Source organism: Thauera sp. 2A1 (genome assembly GCF_009469595.2).
Taxonomy (GTDB): Bacteria; Pseudomonadota; Gammaproteobacteria; order Burkholderiales; family Rhodocyclaceae; genus Thauera.
The window spans coordinates 146,082-161,440 of the sequence record NZ_SSXV01000004.1 but is presented as its reverse complement, the minus strand read 5'-3'; the positions used below and the strand labels follow the sequence as shown (position 1 = coordinate 161,440).

Sequence of the window (15,359 nt, the reverse complement as noted above, 5' to 3'; positions counted from 1 at the left end):
GCAAATGGCCCAACCGCATGCGGTCGAGGTTCTGCTGCGGCCAGCGGTGGAGCTTTATACCGTGGCGGTCTGCACCGGCGCCGCGATTCTGTGCCTGGTGGCACCGTGGTCGCTCGCGCTGAACCCGCTGCTCGGCCTGGGCGCGGCGCTTGCCTTCCTGACCTTCGGCGCGATTCGCCTGCGCGATGCCTGGGCGATCCTGCGCTATCGCCGCAACATCCGCCGTCTGCCGCGCTACGTGATGACCAGCCGCGACGTGCCGGTGAGTCAGCAACGGCTGTTCGTCGGCCGGGGTTTTCGCTGGGAGCAGCGGCACACACACCGGCTGATGCAGACCTACCGGCCGGAGTTCCGCCGCTATGTCGAGCCGACGGCGATCTACCGGGCCGCCCGGCGGCTGGAGGAGCGGCTAGAGTTCGCGCCGTTTCCCGTCTCGACGCTGGCGCGCGCGCTGGCCTGGGACAGCCCGCTCAACCCGGCGCGGCCGCTGCCGCCGGTCGGCGGGCTGCCGCGCCTGCACGGCATCGAGCCGCATGAGGTCGACGTCACGCTGCCGCTGGGCGAGCGCGTCGGCCACTCCCTGGTGCTGGGCACCACGCGCGTGGGCAAGACGCGGCTGGCCGAGCTGTTCATCACCCAGGACATCCGCCGCAAGGTCCGCGGCGAGCACGAGGTGGTGATCGTCTTCGACCCCAAGGGCGATGCGGACCTGTTGAAGCGCATGTACGTCGAGGCCAAGCGCGCCGGGCGCGAAGGCGAGTTCTACGTGTTTCATCTGGGCTGGCCCGACATCTCAGCACGCTACAACGCTGTGGGCCGGTTCGGGCGGATCTCCGAGGTGGCCACGCGCATCGCCGGACAGCTCTCGGGCGAAGGCAACAGCGCCGCGTTCCGCGAATTCGCCTGGCGCTTCGTCAACATCATCGCCCGCGCCCTGGTCGAGCTGGGGCAGCGGCCGGACTACCTGCTGATCCAGCGCCACGTCATCAACATCGACGCGCTGTTCATCGAGTACGCCCAGCACTACTTCGCCAAAAGCGAGCCTAAGGCCTGGGAGGTCATCGTCCAGCTCGAAGCGAAGCTGAACGACAAGAACATCCCGCGCAACATGATCGGGCGCGAGAAGCGCGTGGTGGCCCTCGAACAGTACCTGTCCCAAGTGCGCGTCTATGACCCCGTGCTCGACGGTCTGCGCAGCGCCGTGCGCTACGACCGGACGTACTTCGACAAGATCGTCGCTTCGCTGCTGCCGCTGCTGGAGAAGCTCACCACCGGCAAGATCGCGCAACTGCTCGCACCGAACTATTCCGACCTGTCCGACCCGCGACCGATCTTCGACTGGATGCAGGTCATCCGCAAACGCGCGGTGGTCTACGTGGGGCTGGATGCGCTGTCCGACGCCGAGGTCGCGGCGGCGGTGGGCAACTCGATGTTCAGCGATCTGGTCTCGGTCGCCGGTCACATCTACAAGTTCGGCATCGACGACGGGCTACCCGGCGCAGCGGCGGGCACCAAGATTCCGATCAACGTCCACGCCGACGAATTCAATGAACTCATGGGCGACGAGTTCATTCCGATGGTCAACAAGGGCGGCGGTGCCGGCGTGCAGGTGACGGCCTACACGCAGACCTTGAGCGACATCGAGGCGCGCATCGGCAACCGTGCCAAGGCCGGCCAGGTGGTCGGCAACTTCAACAACCTGTTCATGCTGCGCGTGCGCGAGACCGCCACTGCCGAGCTGCTGACGCGACAACTGCCCAAGGTCGAGGTGTATGCCACGGCACTTATGAGCGGCGCCACCGACAGCTCCGACCCGCACGGCAATACCGCGTTCACCTCCAACACCCAGGACCGCATCAGCAGCAACAGCGTGCCGTTGATCGAGCCGGCGCATGTGGTGGCCCTACCCAAGGGACAATGCTTCGCGCTGATCGAGGGCGGCAACCTTTGGAAAGTCCGCATGCCGCTGCCGGCACCCGACCCCGACGAAGCCATGCCGAGGGATCTCCAGGAGCTGGCCGGCTACATGCGGCAACACTACGTCGAGGCAGGAGACTGGTGGGAGAACCAGGGCGTCCCCGGCTTGCAGGACAAGGCGCTGCCCGACGACCTGCTGGACGACTTCAAGCAGATGGCCGCGGCTGAAGAGGCCGAAGCATGAGCGATCCGGCCGTCGCGGCACAGCGCCAGCAGCAACGACAGCAAGGCCTGATCGCCAGCCTGGTCACGCTGCCGTTCCGCTTCTTCGGCGTGCTGTGCGGCGCGCTGCTGCTGTGCATCCTGATCGAATGCGTCGGCATGCACTTCTTCTGGCCCGAGCAGGGCTGGCGCCACGCGCAGGGCATGCTGCACTACGAGCTGGATCAGCTTTCCACGCATTTCACCCGCAGCGCGCTGGTGCAGGAGCCGGGGCGCACCGCGCACCGGCTGGTCGAGCAGGGCTACGACTGGCTGTTCGTGAAAAGCGGTCTGCTGGACTGGATACGCGACGCCTCGGCGCAGGCCAGCGCCGGCAGCCATCGTCCGACCAAGGATTTCCGCTACTACATCGGCTTGGTCTATGTGAACGTGGAGAGCTACCTGATCGCGGCGGCCTATACGACGCTGGTCTTCCTCGTGCGGCTGCTGGTGCTGTGCCTGACCCTGCCGCTGTTCCTGATGGCCGCCTTCGTCGGGCTGGTCGACGGCCTGGTGCGCCGGGACATCCGCCGCTTCGGCGCGGGACGCGAGTCGGGGTTCATCTATCACCGCGCCAGGGCCAGCCTGATCCCGCTGGCCGTGCTGCCGTGGGTAGCTTACCTGGCACTGCCGGTCAGCGTGAACCCGCTGCTGATCCTTCTGCCCAGCGCCGCACTGCTCGGCGTGGCGGTATGCATTGCGGCGGCAACGTTCAAGAAGTACCTGTAGCTGCAGCCCTGCGCCAGATAAACGATGCCATAGTTTCGGTTCTCTGCTTCGTCAAGAACGTCAGCATTGGCGCGAACAAACACGTTTCAAGCAATCTTCTTCTGCCTGTCTCGCAGAGACGCGGCCCAGTCCTTCAAAGCCTGGATGTCCTGAAAGAGATCAGTAGGTGGTGGCGGCGCGGCATTCCTGCCGCTGGATGGATCGTGTGCGTCGACAATGTCGCAGCACCTCTTGAATCCGGCGGCGAAAGCATCGCAGTCAGCCTCGGTGAGCGCACTGACCTTCTTCAGGTCCTTGGCGTTGATGTAGTCCCTGTGGCGTTGAACAACGCGGACGAAAGCGATGTCCTCCAGGCCGCGCTCCCATGTGGCGCGCAACGCGTTGTAGAGCTTTGCCACCTCGACCGCGTACTCGTCTTCTTGGTTGTTGTCATGCAGCAGCTTTGCCGCACGTGCCGCCTTCTCCAGCTTGTCGATGCGATCTTCGACGCTCTGGGCCTTCCAGGGCAGGCCGTCGGCCACCATACCGGCTCCCGCGGCGGCACGACTGAGCGTCGTGAGCCGCACTGGCCGTCCGGTCTTCGTCGCGTGGTCGTTCAGATCGTTCACGAACACCAGATCATGCGTGAAGACGATGACCTGACGGTTCTCCGCTTCTTCCACGAGACGCTTGGCCACCTGCCCACGCCAGCGATGGTCCAACGAGGACACCGGGTCATCGAAGACCAGAGCCGAGCGGTGCATCGCGGTGGCAAGCTCGGTCATGAAGGCGGCCAGCGCCACGCAGGTCTTTTCTCCTTCGCTCAGGATTTCGTGGACCTTGGCATCCGGCTTGGCGAAGAGGCGCACCTGATACTGCGGTGAACCGTACTTGCCGCCGGAGCGCACGATTTCGACGCGAACCTTCGAGGCCGCAAGCCTGACGATCTCTTCCTGAAATCTGTCGCGCAGCCGGGGCGTAATCACGGTGTCGGCAATGTCGTTGCCCATCTTGGTGATGGTGTTCGTCGCCGTGTCGCCCGCACACTCGGTCAGAAACCGGATGGTCTTCAGCCGCTGGATTTCGTCAGTGACGACCGGCAGCATGCCGGCGAGCAGCGCCCGGTCGCTCAGCTCGGCGAAATCGGCTTCGAGCTTCTTGCGTTCATCCGCGTCAGCCGACTTGCGCAGCTCGGCGGCGTAGTTGCGGATCGTGGTCTGAAGCTGGCCGAGATCAGGCAGCGGCGACAGTGGAACGGGCGGAAGCTGTACCTCGCCGTTTCCGCCCAGGGCTTTGAGCAGAACGTGGCGCCGCAGCCGGGCTGCGGCGATGAAGCGGCGCGTCTGCTGCTGCAGCACCTCATTCTGGAGGCCCAGCTCGTCAAGACTGGCCTTCACCGCCCGCGTGCCGATTGCCCCGGCAGCTATGGTCTGCCGTGCGGTCTGAGCTGCCTTCTCTGCCTCGCGTGCCAGCTGTTCCGTGTCCTTCTGGATGAAATCCTCGAAGCGTGCCATCCGTGCACGTGCCTCAGCTTCCAATGGCTGCTGGCAAAGCATGCAATGCGCGTCTTCGGCCGACGGCGGGAACGGCTGTCCGGGGTATGCGATCTCCGTCGAGTAGCGTCGGGCGGAATCCCAAAGCGCCCGCCACGTCTCGCCGCCGACGCCGGCAAGGGGTTCGCCCGTGAAGGCCTTCTCCGCGGCAAGACGTGCAGCGTCCCGTTTCGACCGTGCGTCCCTCGCGAGGGCAGCGGCTGCCAGCAGGTCCTCATCGGTGGTTCTGGCTGCAACGCTGTTCACCACGGTAATCAGCCGCATGACGTTGTCGGCTTTGACGGTCTGTTCCGCCGCCGCCTTGGTCGGATTCTTCGACAGGTCTTCCCGCAGACGCTCAAGACGGGCGCTTTCGTCTGCCGAGAGCGCCGCCAGGGCTTCGATCTTCTTTGCGTCTGTGTTGGCGTTCAGCGCGGCAAGCGCCTTCCCCACGGCCGTGGTGGCCTTCCAGGTCGGCGCCGCAAAGATCGGATTGCGGGCCTTCTCAAGCTGCTTCTGCTCAGCTGCGAGGGCATCCTTCACCGCCTGGCAGGCTGCAGCAAGCTCATCCGGTACGTCCAGGCCAAAGGGGCGGAATGCGACTTCGTTCTTCTCGCGGATATGCACTGAGGCGCAGTCGCTATCGAACACGCTCACCGCTGACAGCGTTGCATGCGGATTCACGCCGTTCTGCCACTGTTCGACCGGCTGCGGCACACCGCCGACCCCGTACGTGATGTTCGCGCCGACGCGCTTCGGGGGCTGATCGGCATACACATTGGGTTCGATCTTTCCGGCATGCCTTGCACGACATGCGCGCTTCAGGATTCGTGCGTAGCCGGACTTGCCCGCACCGTTGTCGCCGTAGATGATCGTGATTCCATTCGGCTCGAAGCCGAGGGTTTGGCCGGCGGCAAGGTTGTTCACGCCGGTCACGTCGGCGATCGACAGAAGCGATACCGCGGCGGTCTGACCGGGGTTGGCCGGAAGGTGGGCCTTCTCCAGCGGTACCGCTTTCAGCGCGCCTACGGGGGCACCTTTGCCCTGTTTGCAAAGGTCCACGAGTTCGCCGATATCGGCGTCCGTCAGACGGCCGTTTGCGATGATGCGGCGCAGGGCATCACGCTGCCAGAGTGGACGATCCTTTGACCAGTCCAGAATCGTATCCAGGACGGTCTTCTGCTGTGCGGCGGGCTTCTGCATTTCTTGTTCCTCTTCCCTGCCGGTTCATCATGCCCGTGAAGCGGCGATTTCCCGCCGCCTGGGTGCCTTGCCGGAATCGCTCTTGCTCATCGAAGTCGATCGAGGGCAACTCAATTACGCCTTGACCTCAAAGCGCAGGTAATCCGCGAGCCGTTTCGACTCGCTGACTTCGTCATGGGGCACCAGCAGGTACTTCCAGGGCTTGGTGCCTACGCTCGCCGCGTGATCAGATGCGTGCTTGCACCAGCGCATGGCGGCAGCGGCCTTGGCCTGAACCTCCTGCGTGTTGATGTCGGCGCGCGCCTTGGTCTCCACTATGAAGATGATCGCGTCCGTCTCGGCGACGAAGTCGGGGATGTATTCCGGCTGCTCGGTGCCGAGCTTGTAGTAGATCTGGAACTGCCCCTTCGCGGGCTTGAACCACTTCAAGGCGTCGCGCTCCAGGATGATGGCGAAGCGCCGCTCGGTATCCGAGTCGAACTTCTGCAGCGGATACAGACAACGCGCGAAGCCACCGAAGAGCATCTGCTTGATGCGACTGGTCTCGGTCACGGTCTCCCGGAAGTGGTGGGCCGTCTGGCCTGCCGTAGCGGTGCAGTTGCAAGGCCTGAGTTCGGTGAAACCGCGACTGACCTGCACCTCGTACTCCGTCGCCTCTTCCCAGAAGTGGGCCGTCATCTGCGCGTGGATTTCCCGTGCGATCAAGCGGCGGTCACGATCGAGGACGCTGATGGCTTCGTCCTCGGACAGATAACTGCGCAGGTGCTGCACCATCTGGCCTGCGAGGTCGTAGAGGAGGTCGGCGTGGGTGAAGTAGTCGATGTCATCGAAGTCCACCAGCGCGTGGACGATGTAGTCCTCCGGGCGCTGCTCCTTGAGTCCGACCTCGGCGGCCAGGGTGAACTGCTCGTTGGTGCGCAGCATCTGCCCGACGATCTCGCGTTGGCCTGGCTGGAGATGAAGCTGGCTCACATCCAGCTTGAAGGCGTGGAAGCCCGTCGTGACCTCGCCAGTCGGTACCACCGCGATGCGCGGGATGTCGATGGTCTGCTGCACCACGATCTCGGTGGTCTTCGCCACCACGGCGGACAAGTCAAGTGCGGGGACTGATTCATCCACGCCCGCCAGCAATTCGCCTTGCAGCGGCTTCAACCGTTCTGCCACTTCCGCGAGGATTTCCTTCTGCACTTCTGGTTTCAGCAGCGCGCTGCTGGTGGGCACCAGATCGCGCTTGACCTCGTACTTGCCGATGACGTCCATGACCACGCGCGCGGCCTGCTTCTCCGCCTCCGTGGTGAACACCGGTTTGGGCGCGGGGACTTCCGCTCCACTGTCAGTGGCTGAAACCCCTGTGATCACGACCGGTGCTTCCGTCAAACCGAGACGCGCCGCTGCCCCGGACTCGACCTGCACGCTGACCTTCTTGTCGTCGGCGCTCGGCGCATCGAGGATGACCTGCTTCAGGCGAATCGGCGAGTCGCCGCGGTTGGCCTCGTCGATGATCTCCTGGAACTTGTCGTGCGCGACGATGTTCAAGCGATCCACCGACGCGACGCCCGTGCGTTTGCCGTAGGGCAGTCGCAGGCCACGCCCGATGGACTGTTCGATCAACGTGCGGGCATTGGCGGCGCGCAGCGGCACGATGGTATAGAGGTTGGTTACGTCCCAGCCCTCCTTGAGCATGTTGACGTGAATCACGATCTCGGTCGGCTCGTCCACGCTCTCCACGGCTAGCAGGCGCGTGATCATCTCTTCTTCCTCCGCGCCGGTACGGCTGGAATCGACCTGGATCACCTTGCCCTGGTAACGCCCCTCGTAGAAGGCTTCCGACTCCAGAAGCGCCAAGAGTTGCCCCGCGTGCGTGGTATCGCGGGCGATGACGAGCATGAAGGGCTTGACCGGCTTGACGCCGTTCTCGCGGGCGTAGGTGAGCAGCTCGACTTTGGTCGTCTCGTGCAGGCGCACGCCGTCTTCCAGCTTGGTCTTCTCGATCTCCTCGGGCGTGTGAGCCTTGGCGTCGAAGTTGCGCTGGGTGACCACGGCCGGCTCCTTGACGAAGCCATCCTCCATCGCCCGCGCCAGCGGGTAGTCGATCACCACGTTCTTGAACGGCACCGGCCCACGGCTGGACTCGACGAACGGTGTCGCCGTCACTTCCAGACCGAACAGCGGCTTGAGTTCGTTGATGGCGCGCACGCCGGCGCTGGCCCGGTAGCGGTGCGACTCGTCCATCAGCAGCACCAGGTCAGACAGGTTGGCCAGATGGTTGAAGTAGCTGTCGCCCAGCACTTCCTTCATCCGCTTGATGCGCGGCTCCTTGCCGCCGCGTACCTCGGAGTTGATCTTGGAAATGTTGAAGATGTTGATGCGCACGTCGTGGGCGAAGCCCATCGATTGATCGTCTACCGCTGCACCGGTCTGGTCGTAGTTGTCGCCGGTGATGATCAGCGGCGGTTGCTGCGCGAATTCGGCGATCCCCTTGAACACGTACTTCGGCGTGTTGCGCGTAAAGTCCGTGATGAGCTTGTTGTAGATCGTCAGGTTGGGTGCGAGCACGAAGAAGTTGTTGATGCCGTGCGCTAGATGCAAGTAGGCGATAAAGGCTCCCATTAGGCGCGTCTTGCCCACGCCCGTGGCCAGCGCGAAACACAGCGACGGGAACTCGCGCTCGAAGTCCTCCAGCGTGCTGAACTCGGCCTTCAACGTGGACAGAATGGCCGAGACATCACGCTCGTGACCCAATAGCTCGGGCGCAGCATCAAGCGCGCGAGCGAGCTTGATAAGGGACTCGGCTTGCGGCGGACGAAGAGACAGACGACCGGTAACGGCGTGCAGGACGCGGGTGCTCATTATTCGTTCCCCCCAAACAGGCCGCCCTGTCCCGCGTTGGCGAGGGCCGCATTCTTGTTCTTGATCTTCTTGCTGTTATCGACCGTGGCCGCAGGCTCGGCCTTCGCAAGCTGCGCCATCGGCAGATTGGCCACGTTCAGGCTGTAGTCGTCCTGGCCCCACTCACAGCGGGCCAGCACCATCCTGGGAATCTTCTTCAGTGTCAGGTTCGGCCAACGCTCGGATGCCCTGGCGGCCGTTACGCCGCGGAAGGCCGAACAGCACACCAGCAGGCTCTGCTCGGGGCCAACTTCATCGGACAAAGCCTGCAACTGCTCGGCGGACAGGTTTTGAGTGGTGACACAGATGAAATCGCGCTCGCTGGAGTGGCCGTGCTGCCACCAGCGCGTCTCCGAGGGTGCGTAGGTGAAGCCTTCCAGCTTCGCCAGGGCCTCGGCCAGCATCGCGGCGTTGTACTCCGGGTTAACAACAGGGTTGCCCCAGCGGTCGTTGACGATCAGGCTGGGGGCAAGGCGGTAATAGCGGAACCCGCCGCCACCCTGCCAACCAACGCTCTCGGTGACCCCTCCCTCATCTGTACCGTCAATCACCTTGCGGAGTCGCGGGATGACACATGTGTGGCAGTGCTCGCCTAGTTCGACCATGATCCAGCGGCGCCCCATTTTGTGCGCCACCGCTCCTGTGGTGCCGGAGCCGGCGAAGGAGTCCAATACGATGTCGCCGGGATTGGTGGCAATCGTTATCACCTGCCTGAGCAGACGTTCCGGCTTCGGTGTATCGAAAGGCACATCTTCTGGGAAGAGCGCCTGAATCTCTCGCTTCGCTTCCTGCGAGTGACCGACTTCTGAATGAGACCACCAAGTCCGAGGTACCAAGCCTTCCTGAACTTCACGCAAAAACAGTTTGACGGCTGGATTGTTGTCTCCCTTTTCACCAAACACGATCCTGCCTTCCTTGACCATCTTCCAGAAGTCATCTTCCAGCATGCGCCAGTGACTTCCCTTGGGGGGGCTTACCGACCGCCCAGAAGGCGTTGTTATCGTGTACATGAGCCCCTCGTGCCTCTCGCCGGCTGCAAAGATCGGACCCAGTCGCCACGCACCACGTGGGTCGTTGTCAGGGTTCTTGTACTTGCTCGCAGCTTCTTCGCCTCGCGGGAGGAGGTTTCGAACCTTCTTCCAGTCCTGCCCCATTGGCGAGTACAGCAGGACGTAGTTGTGTGCTGGCGAGACAGCCGCTGCATTGCTGCGCCCGTAAAAGTTCTCCCACACCATCGACGAGACAAACGCCTGACGCCCAAAAACCTCGTCGCAGAGCACCTTCAAGTAGTGCCCTTCATTGTCGTCAATTGCTATCCATAAGGAGCCATCAGCGGAAAGTAGGCGTTTGATGATCTCAAGACGGTCTCGCATCAATCCCAGCCAAATTGAGTGTTCAAGTCCATCGTCGTAGTGCTCAAACGCACTTCCAGTGTTGTACGGAGGATCAATGAACACGCACTTCACCTTGCCCGCAAACTCGGCCTCCAGCGCCTTGAGCGCTAATAGGTTGTCGCCAAAAATCAGCCGATTGTCGAAGATGTCGTTGTCGGAGACGCGATGCTTGGCGTGATAGGACTTCTCGGGGTCTTCGAGCAGGATGCGCGGCTCCAGCTTGGGCCGCTTCTCCTTCCCGATCCAGGTAAGTTCTAGTTTTTGTTTGCTCATGGCATCGCTCTCATAGTTGTGGCGCGCGGCTCGACAAGTAGTCGATCAGGCGCTTGCGCGGATACGCGTCCGCTGCATTCTGAATATTGCGTAGTGGCGCTATGGCCGGATCGGCACCCAGCGCAAAATGTGCTTCCATCAGGTCGGCCAGGAAGGCGGCGACGTTGCCCTGGTTGCGGAAGTAAGCCAGCGGCCCCTCAAGAACGAGTCGTTGCTGGCCGAGGTCGAAAGCCTGCTGCCGGAGCTGATCGAGCGGCTGGCTGATCAGCGCGGGAATCGCTGCCGGGTCGATGACGGCCGCCGTGCCAATGCGGCTGCGCAGGCGCTTCATCATGACGGCTGTGATGACGTGTACGCCGTGACGGTAGATCAGACGTTCCTGGCTGCGCGCTGGAGCCTTCTGCTCGTAATCCACCACCAGGGCGCGGATGGCGCGGTGGCACAGGACCGCATTGATCAGCGTCACGCCCGGTAGCGCGGCAGTGAACAGCGCCTGGTACTCGGTGGAGTCGGGGTTGGCGAGCCGCACCGGTTCGCTCTTGAGCCATACGGCGTAGCGTGGGTCGTTCTGTTGCGAGGCCATTGCCCGCAGAGCCTCATCGAGCGTGATGGCCTTGGGGCCGGTCGCGAGGGCCTCGGGGCGATAGTGGTAATCGAAGCTGAGGTGGGCGATCTCCTGCCGTAGCCGCTCCTGGTTCTCGTCCAGCGAGGCGAAGTTCGCGGTCTGCACCGGGTTCTGGTGGTTGCGAGCCTTGGTCACGCTCTTCCCAAACTGGCCGTCCGCCGATGCCTTAATCAAAGTGAGCATCACCTTGGCGTCATCGATGCTCTTGCCCGGATGCTGGCGCACGAACTCGGCAGCCGACGCCACCGTCTGCGCGCCGTTGATGATGGACAAGCCGCGCACCTTGAACTTCTTGGCGCCATTCTTGTTAGCCTTCGGCTCGATCAGGTCGCAGACGGCCGTGACGCCATTGTTCAGGTAGAAGAAGTCCGCCGGGGCGTCATGCAAGGTCGTCTTGATGGCCTTGTTAACATCAGACTTGCTGCTGCCGAGGAAGTAGCGGATGTTGCGTTCGTACAGGGCCTTGCCGTGCGTCTGATGCAGGGCCACCAAGTCCGCCAGCCGCGCGACACCGTAGTACGTGGCTCGCGGGCTTTCGACTTTCGCGTGCTTCTGCAACGCGATATCCGTGTGCACGGGTTGGTAGGCCTGCTCCGCCAACAGATCGCGGGCGATCTCGGTTGCCGTGTAGTATTCCACCTGTTTGACCAGCCGCTCTTCGTCGAGGTCTTCGTCGTCGAGCAGCGCCTGCAAGGCGTCGCGGGCCGTTTGCGATACACCATCGCCGGTGCAGGGCACGACCAGCTTGATGTGGCTGCACGCATCGAGTGCGCCCTCGATATCAGCCTTCCGATTTAGGACGTTCCCGTTGAACGCGGTGAAGTCCTGTTTGAGCAACAGGCGAATGCCCTCGCAGAACGGCAGCGCATCCTCCTGCTTGAACTGCTCGGACTCCTTCAACTTGGTTTGCAGCAGGTACAGAGTCTCCGACGGCGCGTGGTAGTGGATCGCGTCGATGCCCTTGTCGTTGAAATCATCCACGACCGAGGCGGCCGCCACCTGCGGCGTAATGTCGAGCAGTTTGTGGAGGACGAAGGCGCTGAAGGCCCGCGAAAGCTGTTTCGCCGCGTGATCGGCGGGATTGACGTTGCCGAGCAATGGCGGCAGGAACGGCACGAAGCGGGCGGCGAGCACCTGCTTCAAGATGGCCAAGTACTGAGGTTCGAGCGCCGGCATCAGGCCCTCCCGCCAATCCGAGCGCGCGCACGTGCCTGGGCACGCGCTTGCAGCGCTGCTTGCACCTGGGCGTAGAGCTGAGCGTTGGCCTGCTCCCGATCCGCCAGCACCACGGCGACGGCATAGGGCTCGTCCCCATCGCGCCCATCGGACCAAAGGCTGTCTTGCCGGGTCACCACGACGAACACCTTGTGACCGTTGGCCAGCGCCTGTTTGAAGCGCCATCGAGAGACCTGCAACGTGCCGTTCTTGCGGGTGTCGTTGGGTAGCCAGCGGCCGTTGGCGCGTTCGCCCATGCCTTCTTCCCGATTGCGCCGGTAGGCTTGGGTGACCTCATCCAGGCTGCCAGCCGTCACCAGGTGGAACCACAGTTTGGCTCTTCGGTAGTCCAGCCGCGTGGTGCGCACGGCAGGGCTGTAGGCGAGCGCGACGGTCACCTCACGCGTGCGGCGGCCACCGTCCCAGAAGCTGTCTGGTAGAGGTAATTCGAAGAAGTGGTGCTGGTCGTTTCCGACGCGCTCTTCGGCCAGCAGGGTGACGGTGTGATCAAGCGAGCGGAACAGCGCCGCATCGTCCACGCGCCCATACCCGACGAGGCGCAGGAGTTTGTCGCGGCCTTCAGCATTGTTGCCGGGGTTCAACAGCGCTTCGCAGGCTTGCGGCCAGCGGGCATGGGCGCCGATCAGTGCGCGCAGCAGGCTGGGCGAAGCGTCGGGCACTTCGGCCAGTAGCCGCGCGGCTTGGTGGGCGACTTGGGGGGCGGCGTAGCTAGTGCCGATGTCTTCCTTGAACGCCGGCCCCAAGGCAAAGCCGCCGTTGAGCGACACCACTCCCAGACCGGCATGGTCTGTGCCACCTCCAGTGCGCCGCAAGGCGATGTTGCCGGCATGCGCGACCACGTCGGGCTTGATGGCGCCGCTGGCAGAAGGGCCGCTGCGAGTCAATGGAAACGGCTGCTCCGCCCGTGCCAACACGTGGTCTTCAATCGTGTTGGGATGGCGCTGTGCATTGCGTGTGGCCTCATTCAGGCTCAAGCCGCCAACGGTCAGCGCGTTGAGCGATGTGGCGGGGTCCAGCAGGCGGGCGTGGCCTTCGAACAGGTAGTCCGGGTAACTCGCGCGTGTATCGGCTGGCAACTGGGATGACAACAAATTGCCCGCTGGTACTACGAACAGGACTCCCAGCTCACGCGTCAGCCGATCCAGCGTGTAGGCGAGCCCGCGCACATGACGGCCATCGTAGACCTTGTTCAGGTCGCCATAGCTTAGGTTGAAGACCCGGCAGCCGTATTGCGCATGCAGTTCGCGCACGGCTTCCTCGACCGCCTTTTCGACGAACTCAGTTTGGTCTTGTCCGTCGTCTTCGAACACTTTGCCGGAGAACAGGCGAAGCTGCGGGACGAACTGCCCTTGCTGAATAGCGCTATGGACATCGCCGTACAACGCAAGCCCGCCGACGAAGGTGCCGTGCCAGTGGGGATCGGTGTCATCCGCACTGCGATGCGGTGCGAGGTAGCCCTGCGCGTCGCCGACCGCTGCGCCGAGCAACGAATGTCCGCGCGTCAAGCCTGAATCCAGCACGGCAATGGACGGAGCATCGTCAGAAGGGGGATCGATCGGAGGAAATTGGTTGATGTCGGTATGAAGCAGTTGTACGGCCACACCCAAGCGGGGCGGCAGGTCGGCAGTGCGCACATCGCGATGGTGCAAGATCTGCTCGGCCTGCGCACCGTTGCAGCGCACACGGACCATGACGAGCGAGGGTTGCTGGATGTCGTCCAGCCGCTCAATGCCTTGTGCATGCAACCAGTCGAGAAAGGCACGCACCATTTGCTGGCGCTTGTCCTGTCGCTCCTGGGGCCATAGTTCGACATCGAGCATGAAGGTTGGCGCGGCTGGAAATCCTTGCTCAAGCAAGGCCGCGCCGGTACGGTCCTGGGGTGTCCAGTGGTCGAAGTCTTCGATGACGTAGAACAGTTCCTTGCGTGTAACAACGCCATCACGTGCAAGGGTGGCCAGGCGGCTCTCGAACTCGCTCAAGCCGTCATCAGTGGCGAATGCCAGCACGATGGATTCATCTTCCTGGCTGACAATCTCCACGCCAGGAATGGCATCGAAGGCGGGCACGCTCTTGTCGCCCGCGCGCAGCCGAATCTTGAGCAGCTTACGGTCGTCGAACCCGCCGACGTCCTCTGCCATCGCACGTTGCCGCGCTTGGTCGAGCCGCCCGGCTAACGCGGCACCATGCGCTCTCGGATCGGCAGGAGGGCGAATTCCCGGATGACGCCTCGGATGGCGCTCCGTTGAGGGCGCTTCTCGCTCCAAGCGCAAGTGTTCATAGGCCATGCCTCCCCCTCCATCCCTTAACTCTTATGACGATACTCACGGGCAAGCGCGGTATCGAGGTGGCTTTTCTCCAGGAACTCCCGGCCGGACAGGATCATTTCCTTGACGGAGCGCCGAAGAACCCGCTCGATGTCGGCGTGCGACATGCCCTTGAACACGGATGCCACCTGGCCATCGTCGGGCTCGAAATTGCGGCGGACACCGGAGAGTTTCAGAGCTAACAAGCGTTTGATCTGCTCCAGATTCGGCATCTCGAAGCGCACAACCTCATCGAAGCGTCGCCAAACCGCCTTGTCCAATAAGGTTTCGTAGTTGGTGGTGGCGATCAGGATGCTCTCGCCTCGATAACCGTCCATCATCTGCAAGACGGCATTTACGGAGCGTTTGAGCTCACCATGATCGGCGCTGTCGCCACGATCCTTGGTCAGGGCGTCGAATTCATCGAACAATGCGACCACGGGATGCGTTGCGACGTAATCGAACACTTTGCGCAAATTGGCGGCCGTCTCTCCCAGAAACGACGAGATGACCGAGTCCAGCCGAACGAGGATGAGCGGCATGGACAGGGAATGCGCGATGACTTCGGCGGCCAGCGTCTTGCCGCAGCCGGGAGGCCCGCAAAACAACAGCTTCTGCGCGGGTTGCAGGCCATAGGATCGAAGCACGTCCGTCCGGTTGTGCTCCATCAGGATTTCATCGAGTGCCGACTGCGAAGCATCCGAGAGAATGATGTCTTTCTCCTCTCGAATCACGGCACGCTCTTCTAGTAGCGCAAGGCCGTTGTCTTTATTTGTCGGCACGCTGGGCAAACTTTGCAGCTTCCGCGCACTCTTCCCGACCGTTGCCTGATCGCCGTAAAGTAAACGCTCAAGGTCATTTGCGAGCAGATGATGGTTCTTCTCGCGCTCCTCTTTGATCACTGCCTCGGACGCCGCGCGAAAGCCCGAAGCATCGCCTTGCGTTCCCGATTTGATGAGTTGCCGCAGTAATTTTCCGCTAGCCATATCTCGCTCTCCTCAATTCTTGGCACGCTTCA

Annotated in this window: 8 protein-coding genes; 2 read left to right on the top strand and 6 right to left on the bottom strand. The window is 62.8% G+C overall.

Annotation, left to right across the window (positions count from 1 at the left end):
* The first annotated feature begins 4 nt into the window (after positions 1-4).
* Together traD and GH664_RS05645 are read left to right on the top strand one after the other, a co-directional pair.
* Positions 5-2,161 carry a type IV conjugative transfer system coupling protein TraD gene (traD, locus tag GH664_RS05650; RefSeq protein ID WP_153167119.1) on the top strand — a complete coding sequence of 719 codons (2,157 nt, stop codon included), beginning with the start codon at positions 5-7 and terminating at the stop codon, positions 2,159-2,161.
* Positions 2,158-2,907, top strand: coding sequence for a TIGR03747 family integrating conjugative element membrane protein (locus GH664_RS05645; protein ID WP_086224256.1), 750 nt, complete (start codon positions 2,158-2,160; stop codon positions 2,905-2,907). Before traD ends, GH664_RS05645 begins: the two co-directional genes overlap by 4 nt.
* A gap of 86 nt (positions 2,908-2,993) precedes the next feature.
* Here the strand turns inward: GH664_RS05645 and GH664_RS05640 are convergent, their stop codons facing one another.
* The 6 genes from GH664_RS05640 to GH664_RS05615 form a co-directional block, all read right to left on the bottom strand.
* On the bottom strand, positions 2,994-5,621 hold the full coding sequence (locus GH664_RS05640; protein WP_043104866.1) for an AAA family ATPase: 2,628 nt from the start codon (positions 5,619-5,621) through the stop codon (positions 2,994-2,996).
* A gap of 114 nt (positions 5,622-5,735) precedes the next feature.
* Positions 5,736-8,471 (bottom strand): DEAD/DEAH box helicase family protein, encoded by a 2,736-nt coding sequence (locus GH664_RS05635; protein WP_043104863.1) that lies wholly within the window; start codon positions 8,469-8,471, stop codon positions 5,736-5,738.
* Positions 8,471-10,177 carry a site-specific DNA-methyltransferase gene (locus GH664_RS05630; RefSeq protein WP_043104862.1) on the bottom strand — a complete coding sequence of 569 codons (1,707 nt, stop codon included), beginning with the start codon at positions 10,175-10,177 and terminating at the stop codon, positions 8,471-8,473. The genes GH664_RS05635 and GH664_RS05630 overlap by 1 nt, the downstream gene beginning before the upstream one ends.
* 10 nt (positions 10,178-10,187) lie before the next feature.
* Positions 10,188-11,978: an AIPR family protein gene (locus GH664_RS05625; RefSeq protein WP_043104860.1), complete on the bottom strand. Its 1,791-nt coding sequence runs from the start codon at positions 11,976-11,978 to the stop codon at positions 10,188-10,190.
* On the bottom strand, positions 11,978-14,323 hold the full coding sequence (locus GH664_RS05620; protein WP_237717435.1) for a S8 family peptidase: 2,346 nt from the start codon (positions 14,321-14,323) through the stop codon (positions 11,978-11,980). Before GH664_RS05620 ends, GH664_RS05625 begins: the two co-directional genes overlap by 1 nt.
* A 17-nt stretch (positions 14,324-14,340) precedes the next feature.
* Complete coding sequence (locus GH664_RS05615; RefSeq protein ID WP_003141003.1) at positions 14,341-15,327, bottom strand: AAA family ATPase; 987 nt, start codon at positions 15,325-15,327, stop codon at positions 14,341-14,343.
* Positions 15,328-15,359: the final 32 nt, after the last annotated feature.

Excerpts from the sequence above, each read along its gene's own strand:
- traD (WP_153167119.1), top strand. The coding sequence starts at position 5 with ATGGCCCAACCGCATGCGGTCGAGGTTCTGCTGCGGCCAGCGGTGGAG.
- GH664_RS05645 (WP_086224256.1), top strand. The coding sequence starts at position 2,158 with ATGAGCGATCCGGCCGTCGCGGCACAGCGCCAGCAGCAACGACAGCAA.
- GH664_RS05640 (WP_043104866.1), bottom strand. The coding sequence starts at position 5,621 with ATGCAGAAGCCCGCCGCACAGCAGAAGACCGTCCTGGATACGATTCTG.
- GH664_RS05635 (WP_043104863.1), bottom strand. The coding sequence starts at position 8,471 with ATGAGCACCCGCGTCCTGCACGCCGTTACCGGTCGTCTGTCTCTTCGT.
- GH664_RS05630 (WP_043104862.1), bottom strand. The coding sequence starts at position 10,177 with ATGAGCAAACAAAAACTAGAACTTACCTGGATCGGGAAGGAGAAGCGG.
- GH664_RS05625 (WP_043104860.1), bottom strand. The coding sequence starts at position 11,978 with ATGCCGGCGCTCGAACCTCAGTACTTGGCCATCTTGAAGCAGGTGCTC.
- GH664_RS05620 (WP_237717435.1), bottom strand. The coding sequence starts at position 14,323 with ATGGCCTATGAACACTTGCGCTTGGAGCGAGAAGCGCCCTCAACGGAG.
- GH664_RS05615 (WP_003141003.1), bottom strand. The coding sequence starts at position 15,327 with ATGGCTAGCGGAAAATTACTGCGGCAACTCATCAAATCGGGAACGCAA.